8 protein-coding genes are annotated in these 17070 nt (G+C 64.0%); 5 read left to right on the top strand and 3 right to left on the bottom strand.

Going from position 1 to position 17070, the window contains the following annotated elements; translation table 11 throughout:
- Positions 1–22: 22 nt before the first annotated feature.
- The 3 genes from AXW84_RS22220 to AXW84_RS22210 all read right to left on the bottom strand — a co-directional run bounded on the left by AXW84_RS22220 (position 23) and on the right by AXW84_RS22210 (position 6328).
- A complete protein-coding gene (locus tag AXW84_RS22220; protein WP_204248400.1) occupies positions 23–2965 on the bottom strand; it encodes a SusC/RagA family TonB-linked outer membrane protein in 2943 nt (980 codons plus the stop codon).
- A gap of 220 nt (positions 2966–3185) precedes the next feature.
- Positions 3186–5957, bottom strand: coding sequence for a bifunctional YncE family protein/alkaline phosphatase family protein (locus AXW84_RS22215; protein WP_236943199.1), 2772 nt, complete (start codon positions 5955–5957; stop codon positions 3186–3188).
- Positions 5958–6052: 95 nt separating this feature from the next.
- Entirely contained in the window at positions 6053–6328 is a 276-nt protein-coding gene (locus tag AXW84_RS22210) for a hypothetical protein (protein WP_157887187.1), read from the bottom strand.
- Positions 6329–6981: 653 nt separating this feature from the next.
- On the opposite strand from AXW84_RS22210, the gene AXW84_RS22205 reads away from it, so the two are divergent.
- The 5 genes from AXW84_RS22205 (at position 6982) to AXW84_RS22185 (ending at position 17066) form a co-directional block, all read left to right on the top strand.
- Entirely contained in the window at positions 6982–8289 is a 1308-nt protein-coding gene (locus AXW84_RS22205; protein WP_068238552.1) for an MFS transporter, read from the top strand.
- A gap of 284 nt (positions 8290–8573) precedes the next feature.
- Complete coding sequence (locus AXW84_RS22200; RefSeq protein ID WP_068238550.1) at positions 8574–9146, top strand: HD domain-containing protein; 573 nt, start codon at positions 8574–8576, stop codon at positions 9144–9146.
- Between the two features lie 109 nt (positions 9147–9255).
- Positions 9256–12576, top strand: a complete 3321-nt coding sequence (locus AXW84_RS22195) for a SusC/RagA family TonB-linked outer membrane protein (protein ID WP_068238548.1) — start codon at positions 9256–9258, stop codon at positions 12574–12576.
- Positions 12577–12597: 21 nt separating this feature from the next.
- Positions 12598–14181, top strand: a complete 1584-nt coding sequence (locus AXW84_RS22190) for a SusD/RagB family nutrient-binding outer membrane lipoprotein (protein WP_068238546.1) — start codon at positions 12598–12600, stop codon at positions 14179–14181.
- 125 nt (positions 14182–14306) lie between these two features.
- Positions 14307–17066, top strand: a complete 2760-nt coding sequence (locus tag AXW84_RS22185) for a bifunctional YncE family protein/alkaline phosphatase family protein (protein ID WP_071892423.1) — start codon at positions 14307–14309, stop codon at positions 17064–17066.
- Positions 17067–17070: the final 4 nt, after the last annotated feature.

The raw sequence follows: 17070 nt of genomic DNA, 5'->3' as shown, positions 1-17070 counted from the left end.
CGAAGGAAGAAGTTAAGCGCGGTTAGAAGGAAGCCGACAGGCCCAGGGTGAACGTCCGGGTCTTGGGATAGAAGTTCTGGTTGTCGATGCCCGGCGTGAGGCCCCCGATGTTGATTTCGGGGTCGATGCCCCGATACTTGGTGATGATGAACAGGTTGTTGGTTGCCACGTAGAGGCGCAGCGCCTGCACGTAGGGCGTGTGGGGCCGCAGGGTGTAGCCCAGCGTGGCGTTGTCGAGGCGCAGGTAGGCGCCGCTCTCCAGGAAGCGGTCGGAGATGAGGTAGGCGTTGATGTCGGTGAAGGCCTCGCCCTGCGTGAAGCGCGGGATGTTTTGCAGGCGCGCATCGGCCGGGTTGTTGAGGCCAGCTAGGGTGGCGTTCAGAATCTTGTTGCCGTACACGCCGCGCACCAGGAAATTCAGGTCGAACCCTTTGTAGGTAAACGTGTTGGCCCAGCCGTAGATGAGCGTGGGCTGGGCGCTGCCCGCCAGCTGCATGTCGGTGGTCAGCGGCTGGGTGGCCGTCACGCTGCCGTCGGCTTTCTGGTAGGTGCTCACGCCCTGGTCGTTTTTACCCAAGTAGTGCCATAGCTTGAAGGTGCCCAGCGGCGAGCCGGGCTGCACAATCTGGCTGTAGTTGCCGCTCTGGCCCTTGCCCCCGAGCTGCGCCGTCTGGATGTAGGGGATGGTGAAGCGGTCGGTCGACAGGTTGTCGATGTTGTTTTTATTGTGCGCGAAGTTCAGCGACGAGCGCCAGGTGAAGGCCGCCGTTTGCACCGGCACCACGCTCAGGGCCACCTCGATGCCGCGGTTGGTCATGCGGCCCACGTTGGCCGTGTAGGTGGTGTACTGAAACTCGGTGCTCGACACGGGCAGCACGTCGTCAATCAGGTCGCTGGTTTTCTTGATGTAGTAATCCACCGAAGCCGTCACGCGGTTCTTGAACAGGCCGAAATCCAGGCCGATGTTGGTGGTGGCGGTGCTTTCCCACTTGAGGTCGGGGTTTTCGTTGCGCACGGCGTTCACCACGTTCGAGATGGCGCCATTGTTGAGGTACTTGCTGCTGCCGGGCGGCGTGCCGTAAATGAGGATGGCCGAGAAGGCATCGAAGCCCTGGCTGTTGCCCGACACGCCGTAGCCGGCGCGCAGCTTGAGGTCGGAAAACACGGGCAGGCCCCGCATAAACTCCTCGTTGATAAGGCGCCAGCCCAGGGCCGCCGTCGGGAAGTAGCCGTAGCGGTTGTTCACGCCGAACACCGACGAGCCATCGCGCCGCAGCGACACCTGCGCCAGGTAGCGGTCGCCGTACTGGTACTGCACGCGGGCGTACTGCGAAAGGAGCCGCAGGGTCGAAATCGGGTTGTTGTCGAAGCCAATCTGGGCCAGCGACGACGGATTGGACAAGTACAGGTTATTGGCGCCCAGCGCATTGTTGGCAAAGTTCTGGGTCGTGATGCCGAAGCCGTCGTTCGTGCGGTCCTGCTGGTACGAGTAGCCGCCCAGCAGCTGGAAGCTGTGCAGCCCGAGCGTTTTGTCGTAGTTGGCGTAGGCCTCCAGCACGTCGTTGGTGTTCACGTACTCGGCGCGGCGGGCCACCCCGCCCAGGTTCACGGCCAGGCCCGACTGGCTATTGAGGTAGCTGCTCTGGTTGCTTTGGTCGCGCTGGGTTGAGGCGCTGAGCGTCACCCGCAGGCCCGTGAGCACGTCCACCTGCACCAGGCCGTTGACCAACGTTTTGTTGTCTTTGGTCACGTAGGCGTTGTTGTTGGCCAGCGAGAGCGGGTTGAGCGGGCCGCTGCCCGTGCGGGTGTAGTTTTCCTTGTAGCTGCCGTCGGGGTTGTAGGGGCCCACCGTGGGCAGGTAAAACAGCATATTTTGCAGCACGCCTGTATTAAGCTGCGGAATGTCGTTCTGGGTGGTACTGCTGTTGATGATGTTAATGCCCAGCTTGAGGCGGTTATTGAAAAAGCGCTGGTTGAGGAACCCCCGGTAGATGAGGCGTTCTAGCGAGGTATTTATTAGTATACCATTGTTTTTCAAGTAGTTCACGCTGGCGCCGTAGTCCGTGGCGTTGGCCGCGCCCGTGAACGAGAGGTTGTGGTTGGTCGCGTAGCTGGTGCGCTCAATCAGGTCCTGCCAGTTGGTGTTCGAGCCGTCGTCGTCGGTGGGCATGGCCAGCGGCCGGGTCTTGTTGTCGACCAGGTACTGGCGCAATTCGTCGCCGCTGAGCATGTCGATTTTCTTCGACACGTTGGCCACCGCCCCGTAGGCGCTGTAGGTGAGGCGCGACTGGCCGGGCTTGGCCCGCTTGGTGGTGATGATGATGACCCCGTTGGCCGCCCGCGTGCCGTAAATAGCGGTGGAGGAAGCGTCCTTCAGCACGTCGATGGTCGCGATGTCGTCGGGGGCCAGTAGGTCGATGCTCGCGCCCGGCACCCCGTCGATGACGTAAAACGGCTCCGTCACCCCCCCGTTTATAGTGCGGATGGTGGAGGGGCCCCGCAGCACCACGGACGGCCGCTGGTTGGGGTCGCCGCTCTTGGTGATGTTCAGGCCGGCCACCTTGCCTTGCAGCAGCTCGGCGGGGGTGGTGAGTACGCCCTGGTTGAATTCCTCGGCCTTGATGGACGTGACGGCGCCCGTAATATCCGCGCGGCTGGCCGTGCCGTAGCCAATCACCACCACATCGTTCAGCTTCTGCGCATCGGGCAGCAGCGTCACGTTGAGGTTGGTTTGGGTGCCGGGTGCTATCTCTTTCGTCACCGTGCCCACAAACGAGAACACCAAAATATCGGCCGGCCCGCTGGTCTGGATGCTGTAGGTGCCGTCGGGGTTGCTGGCCACCGCCGCGGTGCCATCCTTGATGCGAACCGTGACGCCGGGCAGCGCGGCGTTCTTTTCGTCGGTCACGGTGCCCTTCACGGTTTGCTGGGCCCAGGCCAGGGCCGGGGCGCCGAGGAATAACACCAGAAAAAAGGTGCTGTGCCAGCCACGGCCTAACGTCTTTAGCGCGCGTTTTAAGAAGTACTGATTAGCCATGAATCTCCGTTTTTAGTACGTGCTATATTGGCCAACAAAACACGGGTAGGGCTATTATTTCAACATGATTGAAAGATTACCATTGTACTTAAGGCAGATAATTCAGCACTTAAGGCGTTGAGACAGGCGGCATTAGGCGACGGCGCTTTTAGTCGTCGTCGCTGGCTGGGCCGGTGAGGGCGGTGGGATAGGGCTGCTTCCCCTTGGTAGCAAACCAGATGATGCGGTTCAGCACGTCGTCGCGCCCGCCGTCGACGTGGTCGAATTCCGGTCCGGACGAGAGACGCCCATAGCGCCGGGCGGCCCCGGTGAGCTTGCTCAGCGCGGGGTTGAGGCGGTCAAGGCGCACGCGGTTGGCGCGGTGGCGAAAGGGCGCGAGGTTGGGCGTGGGGGCAAAGCACTCGAACATGGGCAGCGCCGTGGCATCGACCACGTTCATGGGCGGCAGGCCCAGAATCTGCTCGATGGAGCGCACCACGCACGTTTGGTTATAGTTCTTGGTGACGGTGCGGCGCAGGCGGCTGTAGGGGCTCACCACGAAGCCCGTGGTGCGGTAGGCCGACACGTGGTCCCAGCCGGCCTGCGAGTCGTCCTCGGTCACGAACACCACGGTAGTTGCCCAGAACCGGCTTTTGCTGAGGGCCTCCAGCATGCGGCCCAAGGCCAGGTCGTTGTCGGCCACCATGGCGGCGGGGGTGGGCATGCCCGGCCGGGTGCCCACCGTGTGGTCCGTGGACAGGGCCATGACCGACAGCGCGGGGAACGCATCGCCGGGCTGTTTTTCGTAGGCAGCCAACTCCTTAATGAAGGCAGCGGCCCGAATCTGGTCGGTGATGCGCAGCTCGTCGGAGGCCGGGTAGTTGGGCGAGAGCAGCGGCCGCACCCGCGAAATGGTGCTGGTGTTGGTGAACCTAAGCGGCCGCCCGGCTTGGTAATTGGTGTAGATGTCGGTCCAGCTCTGCTTGGTGTCATAGTGCGGCTGAGCGGCCTCGCCGTAGATGCGCACGGTCTTGCCGTGGTCGGCCGCGTTGTTCCAGATGAAGCCGGTTGGGCTGTACACCAGGGCGTCTTCCTGCACGTGCGGGTAGCTGCGGAACCAGGCCCGCACATTCTTCTCCACGTAGTCGCTCACCATGCCGGCGTCGGTCCACTGGTGGCCCTCGGCCGACGATTTGCCCGAGGCATAGTAATTGTCGAGCAGCAAAAATTCGCGGGCCAGCTGGTGCTGGTTGGGCGTCACGCTGTCGCCGAATACGCACAGCGACGGCTCGCCCCGGCCCTGGGGCATGTCACCGAGCACCTGGTCATAGGTGCGGTTTTCCTTGATGACGTACACCACGTGCTTAAACACCGAGGGCTCGCCGATGCGCTCGGGCAGCGGCACCGGCGGCACGTTGGGCCGAGGCAGCTGCTGGGCCAGCTCCTTGCGGAAGGCAAAATTCAGCTGCCGCACCTGGGCGGTGTACTGCACCAGCTGCCGAGCCGTAGGCAGCGCAATCAACGACACCGTAGCTCGCTGGTGGTGGGCATTATAGGCCGGTGGGGCGTCCTTCAGCGACACTTCCAACTCGCCTCCCTCCGCCCGAATGTCGCGGGTGCTCACGCGCGCGCCCTCCCCTTCCAGGTTGGCCACGAACAGTGTATGCACCCCCAGCGTGAGGCCGCCGGGGTAAGCCTCAGTGGGGATGAAGCCCTGCACTTGGCTGGCCCCCGGGGCCCCGGCGCGGGCGGCGGCCTGGCCCAGCTGCACCACGGCCACGGCGTTGTCGAGGCCGTTGGCGACGTAGAGCGTGGTGCCGGCTGCGTCGAGGGCCAGCGCGTTGGGGGAGTCGCCGCCGTAGCCCGGCGGGCCGGGCAGTAGCTGCACCGAAATGGTTTCGCGCACGCGCAGGTCGGCCACGGCCACTACGCTCACCGCGTCGCTGTTGCCGTTGGCCACGTACACGAACTGCTCGTCGGGGCTGGCCAGCAGGGCGGTGGGGTGCAGCCCCACCGGCAGCTCCTTTACCAGGTGGCCATTAGAGCGGCGCAAGATGGACACCGTGCCCTGGGTGGTGGCCCCGGTCCGGGGGTCGACGTAGGCGTGGCCGTAGGCACCGGGCACGCCGGCGGCCTCCTGGCGCAGGGTATCGGTGGGCAGCGGGCCGCCCCAGTTGCTAACGAAGACCTGCTCACCGGCCACGGCTACGCCGTAGGGGGCCGTGCCGGTGGGCTGCGTCCACACCGTTTGGCCGGTGGCCAGGTCCAGCTTCACGAGCTGATTGTTGCCGTTGAGGGCCACGTAGAGGCAGCGGCGGCCCTGCTCGGTGGTCAGGGCCAAGTCGTTGGGCAGGGCCAGCGGGGCCCCCACGGGCGCAAAGGGAAATAGCCGCGTCAGGTGCAGCTCCCCGGCCGTGTACGCGGCTTCCAGCACGCCCGACTGACGGGTGGCGCCGTTGGCAGCGCTCCAGTAGAGGTGCGTGGCCCCGTTTTCGCGCCGCACTTTCAGGCCCGAATAGGTGCTCATCATGCCCTTGGTGCGGGCGTCGGCGGCGTAGTTCCAGCGCGTCACCACGCGGCGTTGCAGCGTGTCAACCAAGGCAATGCCGTACCGGTCCTCGACCGCCAGCAGGGGCATTTCGGGGACCAGCTGCACGTCGAGGGCGTGGTTTTCGAGGTCGGGACTGCCGTAGGCCACCACACGGCCGGCCGGGGCCAGTAGGCGGTTGTAAGGCAGCAGCAGCGGCAGGTGGCCGTTGCCAAGCGTACTGTCGTCGTAGGGGCTGTGCAGGGTCGCCTGCTCGGGGCTGACCCGGTTCTTGCTGGTTTTGGGCCCCGAGCAGCCCAGCACCCCCGCGAGCAAACAGCAGGCGGCCCGGCCGATGACGTGCCAATTGCCCTTCGTGCGCAGGTGCGGGGCCGCGCGGTCGGTGGTGATCACCGAACCGGTTCGGTCCGAGTTAAGGGCAGAGCGGAGGTTGCTGGCTGTCACCGTTACTCCCTGCGGTTGCGTTTCTTCGCTGGCCAGGATCACGTTCAGCACGTTGGGTGGGCCAGCCGCCGTACCACGTTGTTGCGCGTCGTGGCACGGGGCCCCACGCAGCCAATTGCTGCGGGGTAAGACCCGCCGAGGCGCGTGTTCTGGGTGGCGAACCGCCCGTCGGGGTTAGTAATCGCCCCGCAGGTGGGGCCACTGGGGGTGTGCAGCGCCCGCATCGTGGCCTCAATCGAAGGCTCGCCCTTCGCACGCTTTAGCCAACCCGTTAAACCGCTGGTGGCGTCCTGAGCGTGCGCGCCCAGTGCGGTTAGCATTAGCACCAAGGCGGCAGCTATGCAATGTTTCATTGATAATCACTTAACAAGAATTCTATCGGAGCACACTTTTTTCTTAGTTGGGTGCAAAGTTGGCGCGGAGGTGTTGCGGCAGCGTTACAGAAAGGTTAGGGAAGCTTTATGATTTCCGCCGGGCCGTTGCATTGGGAAGCCGGTTACGGCGGCCAGCGCCTCAGCGCGGGGGCAAACGTTTCGTCCAAGCTATGGGTTGATCTTGATGCTGCGGACAGCAGGGCCCTAATTGTTACCCCTGCTTGCTTGTGCCGTTCATGGCGCCTGGTGGTTGTGGACATGGCACCAACTTGATTGCACGAGTTGACTGAGTCGATACGCTCACGGCAACGATCCAGTCAATGGGCGTTAGTGCCCACTCACTCAGGACTTGCTGGCGGACGACGGACGAGTGCGTACTCGTTTCGAAAACCCTTCGGACACCAGGGGAAGTGATTTGCCAACAATCACATAACCTAGCCGCAACGCCAAGGGGCCCGGCGTACCCCAATTTTGCGGAAGAAACAAGCCGGTTGTAGTCGCCGGACGAGCTTATTCGGCTTCGCAATAACGCCGGTTGCCACTTGCCAGCGGGCACCGCTTGCCTCTGGGGCTGCGTTCCCCGCCCCAACTTATTCGTCATGCCCGCCACCCAGCCGCCGCGCGCTTTGCAACGCTGGCAATTCCGCACGGCGTTGAGTTTGTTTGTGGGCTACAGCGCCTATTACCTGTGCCGTTCCAACTTGGCCATTGCCGCGCCGCTGCTCATCTGGGAGTTTGGCGGGCGGGGACTGAACAAGGAAGTGCTGGGCCAGATTGCCTCGGTGGGGGTCCTGTTTTACGCAGCGGGCAAGGTGGTGAACGGCGTGCTGGGCGACTTCTTGGGGGGCAAAAAGGTTTTCCTGTGGGGCATGGTGGGGTCGGTGGCGGCCACGGTGGCGTTCGGGCTGGGGCAGGGCGTGGCCCTGTTTTTCGCGGCCTGGGCCGCCAATCGGCTGGTGCAGTCCATGGGCTGGGCCGGGCTGGTACAAACCACCGCCCACTGGTTTTCTTACCAGTCCTACGGCCGCATCATGGGCCTGCTCAGCCTGAGCTTCCTCTTCGGCGACGTGGTAGCCAAACTAGTGCTTGGGCAGCTGCTGGTGCTGGGCCTGGGCTGGCGGGGGCTGTTTATGGCGGCGGCCGGCGTGCTGGCCGTGGTGGCCCTGGGCTGCTCGTTCAGCCTGAAAAGCCGCCCCGAAAGTGTGGGCCTGGCCGCCCCGCCGGCCCGCCCCGACAACCTCTTTGCCCACGAAGCCGGCCCAGGGGCCGACCGGCCCGCGACGCTGGGCCGGCTGCTGGGGCCCTATTTCCGCAGCCCGGCCTTTTTGCTGATGCTGGCGCTGTCGTTCGGCCTCACGGCGTTGCGGGAGGCGTTCAGCTTCTGGGTGCCCACTTACTTGGTGGAGGCCGCCCACTTGTCGGAAGGCGCGGCTTCGAAGTGGAGCGCACTGTACTCGGTGTTCGGCATGGCGTCGATTTTGGGGGCGGGCTACCTCTCCGACGCGCGGCTGCGGGGGCAGCGCGGCGGGCTCATCCTGGGGGCCTGCGTGCTGCTGGTGCCGGTGCTGGCGCTCATGGCCCGGCCGGCGGCGGGGGCCGCGGGGCCACTGGTGCTCATCTCGCTGGTGGGCCTGCTGCTGCTGGGGCCCTACTCGTTCCTGGCCGGGGCCATGTCGCTCGACGCCGGGGGGCGGCAGGGGGCGGCCACGGCGGCGGGCCTGGTAGACGCCGTGGGCTATGTGGGCGGCACTGGGGCGCTGTGGCTCACAGGGGCCCTGGCCGAGCACCGGGGCTGGGGCTACGCCTTCGGGGCCCTGGCCCTGCTGGCAGCAGCCACGGCGGGGGCGGCGCTGGTCTTTTACCGCACCCAGGAGCGCCGGACTGCGCCGGCACAGGCCGGGGCATAGCGCTGAATCCGGCCCCGCGCAGTGTTGCCTTATATGAAATAACGGGTAATAATTAGTTAACGATTTGATGACTAATTGGGGACCTGCTGCCGGCCAGCCGGCTAGACCTTTGTCAATAATATATTGGATTATGAGCACCGGGGCAACGGGCTCCCAGGCCCGCTGCCGGCCGTTGATTTACCAGCGGTGGGGTACGCTGGGCCCAGGCCGAGAAGACGAGACGAGAAGAAACCGGCCCGCTCGCGCGGCGCGGCCCCAGGTGTATGCATTTCCCCTCCCCGCCGATGACGCCCACGACTACCAACCCGCAGGAAACGGTGGCTGCCCTCTTCGCCCTGTACGAGGCCCACGGTGACGACGATTACATCGGCGAGCCGGTGTCACAGCTGGAGCACATGTGGCAAGCCGCCGCGCTGGCCCAAGCCAACGGCTACGAAGACGAAGTAGTGCTAGCCGCCTTTTTCCACGACCTGGGCCACCTGTGCGCGCATGGCGGCGCTTCGATGAGCGGCTTCGGGGCGGTGGACCACGAGCGACTGGGGGCGGACTACCTGCGGGCCCGCGGCTTCTCCGAACGCCTGGCTGCGCTGGTCGAGAGCCACGTGCTGGCCAAGCGCTACCTCACCCACAAATACCCTGAGTACCTGCGCCGGCTCTCACCGGCCAGCCAGGCCACGTTAGCCTTCCAGGGCGGCGTGATGAGCGCCGTCGAGGCCGCCGCTTTCGAACAAAACCCCGACGCCGACATCATCATCCGCCTGCGGGAGTGGGACGACCAGGCCAAAGAAGAACACCGGCCCGTAGGCTCCCTTGACCATCTTAAACAAATGACCTTGAGGCATTTGGCGAATCAATAATTGAGTGAGTTGGTGAGTCGGGTGAAGAGGCCTCGATTTACCCAACTCACCCGACTCACCAACTCACTCACTTATCGATTCGCCAACTCACCAACTCACTCCTTAATTTATGCGAAGCTTTTACAGAATATTTCCGGTACTTCTGCTGGTCCTAGGGCTGGGGCTGCTGCCGCAACTGCTGCGGGCGCAGAGCCCCGGCACCCCCGTAAGCGGTGTGGTGAGCGACGACCAAAAACAGCCCCTGCCGGGGGTAACCGTGCTGGTGAAAGGCAGCACCCGGGGCACGAGCACTGACACCGACGGCCGGTTTGTGCTGAACGCCAGCCCCGGCGAGGTGCTGACGTTCAGCTTCGTGGGCACGACCACCCAGGAAGTAACCGTGGCTGGCCAAAAGACCTTCGCCATCACGCTGGCCACCGACGCCAGGCAGCTGAGCGAAGTGGTGGTGACGGCCCTGGGCGTGAAAAAGGAAACCCGCAAAATCGGCTACGCCGTGCAGGAAGTGAACGGCGCGGACGTGACCCTGGCCCGCGACCCCAACCCGATTTCCGGCCTCGTGGGCAAGGTGGCGGGCTTGTCGGTGGGCCCCTCGGCCGAGCTGCTGCGGGCCCCCAACGTGCTGCTGCGCGGCAACCAGCTCTCGCTGTACGTGGTCGATGGCTTTCCCATCGACACCGACACCTGGAACATCAGCCCCGACGACATCGACACCTACACCGTGCTGAAGGGCCCCGCCGCCGCTGCCCTCTACGGCAACCGCGCCTCGAACGGGGCCATCCTCATCACCACCAAAAAAGGCAACCGCAACAAGAAGGGCTTCACGGCGGAGCTGAACAGCAGCACCGTGGTGAACAGCGGCTTCCTGGCGTTTCCGCGGGTGCAGGACTCCTACGGGCCGGGTGAAAACACTTTTTATGAGTTTGTGGACGGCAAGGGTGGCGCGAAAGGCGGCGTAGACGGCGACTACGACGTGTGGGGGCCTTACTTCAACGGGCAGCTCATTCCGCAGTACGACTCGCCCGTCGTGAACGGCGTGCGGCAGGGCACGCCCTGGGTAGCGCGGGGGGCCAATAACCTCAAAAACTTCCTGCGCACCGGCTACCAGACCAACAACAACGTGGCCCTGAGTGCCAACGGCGACAATTACACCACGCGCTTCTCGCTCTCGCAGCAGCACCAGGACAGCTACATCCCCAACAACTCGCTCAACATCGTCAATTTCAACCTCTACGGCTCCTTCAACCCGAGCCCGCGGTTCAAGATTGAGGCCAACGTCAACTTCAGCCGGCAGTTCACCGACAACTTTCCCGACGCCGACTATGGCCCCAACAGCCTGCTCTACAACGTGGCCGTGTGGACCGGGGCCGACTGGGACGTGAACGCGCCCGACATCCGCGGCATCTGGCAGCCGGGCAAGGTGGGCACGCAGTCGGTATTTGCCGAGTACCAGCGCTACCACAACCCCTGGCTGATGGTGGAGAAGTGGACCCGCGGCCACTACAAGAACGACACCTACGCCTACCTAACCGGCAACTACAAGATTGACGACCACATCAGCGCCACGCTGCGCACCCAGGTGAGCACCTACGGCCTGCTGCGGACGGAGAAAATGCCGTTCTCGGCCCACCCCTACGGCCGCGAGGGCAACCTGGGCGACTACCGCGAAGACCGCCGCAACTTGTTCGACAATAACGCCGAGGGCTTCCTAAACTTCAACTACGACGTGGGCGCGGCGAAGTTCCTGAACTTCTCGGGCCTGGTGGGCGGCAACGTGCGCAACTTCACCTACAACTCGAACTGGACCTCGACCGACTACCTGAGCGTGCCGGAAGTGTACTCGTTCAGCAACTCGCTCAACCCGGTGCAGTCCACGAGCTTCAACTCGCAGATGCGGGTGCTGAGCGCCTACTATTCGCTCGACGCCACGCTGGGCAAGTTTGCCACCATTTCGACCACGGGCCGCATCGACCGCTCGTCGGCGTTCCAGACGCCCACCACCTACTACTACCCGAGCTTGTCGCTGGCCTCGGTGGTGTCGGACTACGTGCAGGTGCCGGCCTTCATCTCCTTCCTGAAGGTGCGCGGCTCCTTTGCCAACATCCGCACCGACGCCACGTCGGCCACCATCGGGCCCGCGCCGTTCAACGCCATCACGGCCTTCAGCGGCCAGACGCTGACTAGCAATCCCAACGATAACCCGCTCTTTTACAACCCGCTGGGCTACGGCAACGTGTACGCCTCGCCCTACAACGGGCCCGACTACTCGCTGAAGTCGGTGTATTCTACGCTTAAGCCTTACAACAACCAGCCGGCCGGCTACGGCTCGAACAGCCTGTTCGCCCAGAACCTGAAAACGACCACCCGCGTGAACTATGAGGAGGGCTTCGACGTGAAATTCCTGGGCAACCGCCTGGGCTTGAGCGCCACGGCGTTCCAGTACATTGACGGGCCGCGCATCCTGCCCAACCAGATTTCGACGGCCGCGGGCTTCACCACCGAGTACATCAACGCCTTGAAAACCAAGAAGACCGGCTACGAGGTGAGCCTCACCGGGGCCCCGGTGCAGAGCGCCAACGGCTTCGGCTGGGACGTGCTCGTGAACTGGTCCACCTTCAAGGAAGTGTACCAGGAGCTGCCCGCCGGCCAGGACGTGTACCAGACGTTTTTTGCCAAGGGCGACCGGACGGACAAGTTCTACGGCTCGGCCTTCGTGCGGGCCCCCGACGGGCAAATCATCAACGACGCGGCCGGCAAACCCCTCACCAACCCCGTGCTGCAAAACCTGGGCAACCTGAACAACAGCTACAACTGGAGCATCTACAACAAGTTTCACTACAAGTCCCTGAGCCTGGGCTTCCAGTTCGACGGCGCGGTGGGCGGCGTGACCACGGACTACATGTTCAACAAAACCATGCGCGGGGGCCGCAACGCCCTCACCGCCGAGGGGGCCCTGGGCGACGCCCGCTTCCAGGACTGGACAAACTTTGACCCGACCGGCAAGAACGGCTACAAGGGCGCTTACGTGGGCGAGGGCGTCGTGATTGCCAACGGAGGCTCGATCAACTACGACTCCAAAACGGGCCAGATTCTGAACCCCGAGGCCCTGCAATTCTCACCCAACACCCAGGTGGCCCTCGTGCAGGACTACGTGAGCAAGTACTACGGCGTACAGGAGTCGAACCTGATGAGCAAAACTTATGGCAAGCTGCGCGAGGTCACGCTGAGCTACGAGCTGCCCCGTTCGCTGCTCGAAGGCACCTTCATCCAGAAGGTGTCGGTGTCGCTCATCGGCCGCAACCTGCTGTACTTCTACGCCGACAAGCGCTTCAAGGACGTGGACCTGGACCAGTACAACGGGGCCATCAGCGTCACGGGCTTGCAGTCGCCCACGGTGCGCAGCTACGGCCTGAACCTGAACGCTACTTTCTAACCGCTACCGCCCCTTATCAGGATGAAAAATATCTTCAAAACCGGCGGGTTGCTGCTCGGCCTCGCCCTGGCCGGCACCGGCTGCAACAAGAGCCTCGACGAGTTGACCGTGAACGAGAACAAGCCCAACGCCGTGCCGGCGTCGCTGCTCTTCACCGGTATCCTCAACGACGCCTACGAGGGCCCCAACGGCCAGAACGAAGTCTGGGACCAGTACTACATCTGGAATTACGACTACTACGGCAACGACCGCTACGACTTCGGGGCCGGGGCCAACTACTACACCACCCTCAAAAACGTGGAACTGATGGCCGCCAAGGCCCAGACCGAGGCCGCTCCCAACCCCCAGGCCTACGGGGCCCTGGCCAATTTCTTCCGCGCCTACCTCTACACCCGCATGAGCCTGGAGATGGGCGACCTGCCCCAAACCCAGGCCCTGCAAGGCCTGGAAGGCCTGACCCCGGCCTACGACTCGCAAAAAGCCGTTTTCGTGCAGGCCTTCAAGTGGCTGGAAAGCGCCAACGCCGACCTGGGCACCCTGGTGGCCGCCGGGGCCCCCAGCGTGGCCGGCGACATTTACTTCGGGGGCAACCTGGCGCAGTGGCAAAAGACCGTGAACACCCTGCGCGTGCGCCTGCTGCTGGCGCTGAGCAAGAAAAACGGCGATGCCGACCTGAACGTGGCCGGGCAGTTCGCGGCCGTGGTGGGCAGCCCGGCCAAGTACCCGCTCATGGCCAGCGCCGCCGACAACATGCAACTGCTGGCCAACGCGGCCACCAACAACTTCTACCCCACCAACGCCCGCAACTTCGGCAACGAAGGCTCGCGCAAGAACACGTCGGCCACCTACGTGGGCCTGCTCACCCAGCTCCACGACCCGCGCGTGTACGCCACCTGCGAGCCGGCCCGCTACCTGGTGGACAACCTCAAGCAAAGCCCCACCGATTTCGCGTCCTTCGTGGGGGCCGACCCCGGCCTCGACCTGGGCGTCATGTACGACCAGGCCGGCAAGCAGCAGTACTCGTTCCTGAACCGCAAGCGCTACTATTCCACCCTCACCGGCGAACCCAGCATCCAGATTGGCTACCCCGAGCTGGCCTTTAACATCGCCGAAGGCATCAACCGCGGCTGGCTGGCCGGCGGCAACGCCGAAGCCTACTACACGGCCGGCATCCAGGCCTCGATGGCGTTCTACGGGCTGCCCACCAGCGGCACCTACACTGCCTACTTCTACCGCCCCGGCTCGGCCGACGTCACCGTCGCCTCGAACTACGACACCTACGCCGTGCCGGTGAGCTTCGAGGCTTACTACGCCCAGCCCGCCGTGAAGTACGCCGCCGGGGCCCCCGGCCTCACCGAGATTCTCCAGCAGAAGTACCTGGCCCTGTTCCGCCACTCGGGCCTGGAGGCGTACTTCACCTACCGCCGCACGGGCGTACCGAACTTTACCACGGGCCCCGGCACCGGCAACGGCGGCCGCATCGCGCTGCGCTTTAAATACCCCGCCTCGGAGCGCACCGCCAACACGACCAACTACCAGGCTGCGCTGGCCAGCCAGTACGGCGGCAACGACGACATCAACGGCGTGATGTACGTGCTGAAATAAGCCCTGGCATTCCGGCTTCTGGGGGTATTTGGGAGCCGAAGGCCAGGCACGAACTAACCCGCGCTATTACCCTTCTTTCACCCGGCCGCCGCGCATTCCGTAGGGGCCGGTTTTTAGACAATCTTATGCCCCGCTACACCTTATTACTCCTCTTGGTGTTACTGGGGTTCAGCCTGCGCGCCGGGGCCCAAACCCGGGCCAAGGTCGGCTCTGGGGCCCCGGCCGGGTCGGCAACCCTGCTGCAAGTGCCGGGCACGCAGGAAAGCTGCAAAATCGACGAAAAAGGCCGCTCGGTGCTGCCCAGTGGGCGCTACGTGACGCCGGCCGGCGAACTGGTGCGCATTACCCACGACCCGATGGGCCTGGCGCTTTCGCCCGACGGCAAAACCGCCGTGACGCTGCACAACGGCGTGTTTACGCGCCTCGACCTGGCCAGCCTCGCGGCGGTGCGCGTGCCCAGCTACGACAAAAAAATCAAGTCGCCGCTCTCGAAAGGCTCGTTTTTGGGGGTAGCCTTCGCGGCCGATGCTAAAACAGTGTACTTGAGCGGCGGCGACAATGGCGCGGTTATCGTCTACGACCTCGAGCGGATGCAGCGCCTCGACTCCATCTCGTTGAACGGAACGGTGGGCGGGCAGGCCTTCAATGACAGCTTCACCGCGGACCTGGTGCTGAACGAGGCCGGCCACGAGCTGCTGGTGCTCGACCGGGGCAATTTTCGGCTGGTGCGGCTCGACCTGACGACCCGCCAGGTAACGGCCAGTATCCCGGTGGGCCGGCAGCCCTTCGGCTTAGCCCTGAGCCCCGACCACCGCACGGCCTTCGTAGCCAACGTGGGGATGTACGCCTACCCGCTCATCCAGGGGGCGACACCCAAAAATGCCGATTCCCTGATGATTACGCACCACCCCTATGGCAACAATACGCCGGAATCCATCAAGGGCACGACGGTGGAAGGCCGGCAGATTCCCGGCCTGGGCAACCCCAATGCGCCCGACGCCATGAGCGTATTTACGGTGGACCTGGCCACGAACCACGTCGTGGACCGTTTCAAAACCGGCCACCTGCTGGGCGAGATGATTGAGGATGCCGAGGTGGTAGGCGGGGCTAGCCCCAACTCGCTGGCCGTGGGCCGGCAGTACGCCTACGTCACCAATGCCACCAATGACAACATCACTGTCATCGACTATAAAAACCATAAACTGCTGGGCGACATTCCGATTAAGGTAGACCCACATCTGGACAAGTACCGGGGCCTGCTACCTTTTGGCCTGACGCTGAGCCGCGACGAAAAAACGCTGTACGTAGCCCTGCTGGGCTTCAACGCCGTGGCCGTGGTGGACGTGACCAGTCGCACCACCAGAGGGTTGATTCCGACCGGCTGGGGCCCGGCGCGGGTGCGCCTATCGGCCGATGAGCAGACGCTCTACATTACCTCGTGCCGGGGCCTGGGCGCGGGCCCCAACGGCGGCGCGGGCTTCGTGGCCCCGCCCCAGGGCACCTACATCGGCGATATTCAGCTCGGCAGCTTCCAGAAAGTGCCCGTGCCCGACGCCGCGCAGCTAGCCACTTATACCCGCCAGGTGCTGGCCAATACCTTCGCGGCCAAGCCCCTGACCGCTGCTCTCAGCAAAAACCCGCTGCCGGCCCTGCCCGGCCGCACGCCCACGCCGATTAAGTACATCGTCTACATTACGAAGGAGAACCGGACCTACGACGAAGTACTGGGCCAATTGCACGAGGCAAGCGGCGACAGTACCCTGGCCCGATTGGGGGTGAACTGTGAATACACCCTGCCGATGGAGCAGCGCGGCCAATTTCCGCACCTGCGGGTGGCCCCCAACCACCACAAGGTGGCCCGGCAGTTCGCGTTTTCGGACAATTACTACTGCGACTCCGACGCCTCCATTCACGGCCACCACTGGATGCTGGGCGTGATTCCCAACGAGTGGGTGGAGGCCAATTCCAACGTGAGCAAAACGGCCAAAATCTTTTCGCCCGCCCCCGGCCGGCGCTTCCCGGGCTCGACGGGCAGCATGGACCCCGAGGACTATGCCGAAACTGGTGGCCTCTGGGAGGCGCTGGCGCGCCGGCACGTGGGGTTTTACAACTTTGGGCAGGGCAACGAAACCGCCCACAACCGCGAGGCCTGGCGCGACACCGCCACCGGCTCGGGCCACCTGGTAATGGTGCCCATGCAAAAGGCCTTGTTCACGCGCACGAGCCGCGACTACGCGGGCTTCAACACCAACATTCCCGACCAGTTCCGGGCCATGCAATTCGAGCGTGAGTTCACCAAAAGATGGCTGACGGGAAAGGTAAAGATGCCCGCGCTGGTCACCATTCAATTGCCCAACGACCACGGGGCCGCCGCGCGCCCCGCCGATGGCTACCCCTACCCGCAGTCGTACATGGCCGACAACGACCTGGCCCTGGGCCGAATGCTGCACTTTTTGTCGCGCACGCCCTACTGGAAAAACATGCTCGTCATCGTCACCGAAGACGACCCCCAGGGCGGCGTCGACCACGTGGACGCCCACCGCTCGATTCTCATGCTCGCGGGGCCCTACGTTAAAAAAGGCTACGTGAGCCACGCCCACGCCAACTTCGGGGCCATTCTGAAAACCATTTATAATATCCTTGACGTGCCCTACGTGAACCAGTACGACGCCACGGGCACACTGTTGCAGGACTTTTTTACCGCCCGGCCCGACTTCCGCCCCTACTCCTTGGAGCGCAGCGATACCCGCATATTTGACCCGCAACAGGCCATGCGCCGCTACGGTAAAACCATCGACTGGCGCCAAGTGGAAAAAGGCCCCGAGATGGACGACGAAGACGAGGCCCGGGAGGCCCACTACCGCCAGCAGCAGAAAACCAAGTAAGCAG

It is taken from the genome of Hymenobacter sp. PAMC 26628 (genome assembly GCF_001562275.1).
GTDB lineage: Bacteria > Bacteroidota > Bacteroidia > Cytophagales > Hymenobacteraceae > Hymenobacter.
This window is presented reverse-complemented; position numbering and strand designations above follow the sequence as displayed.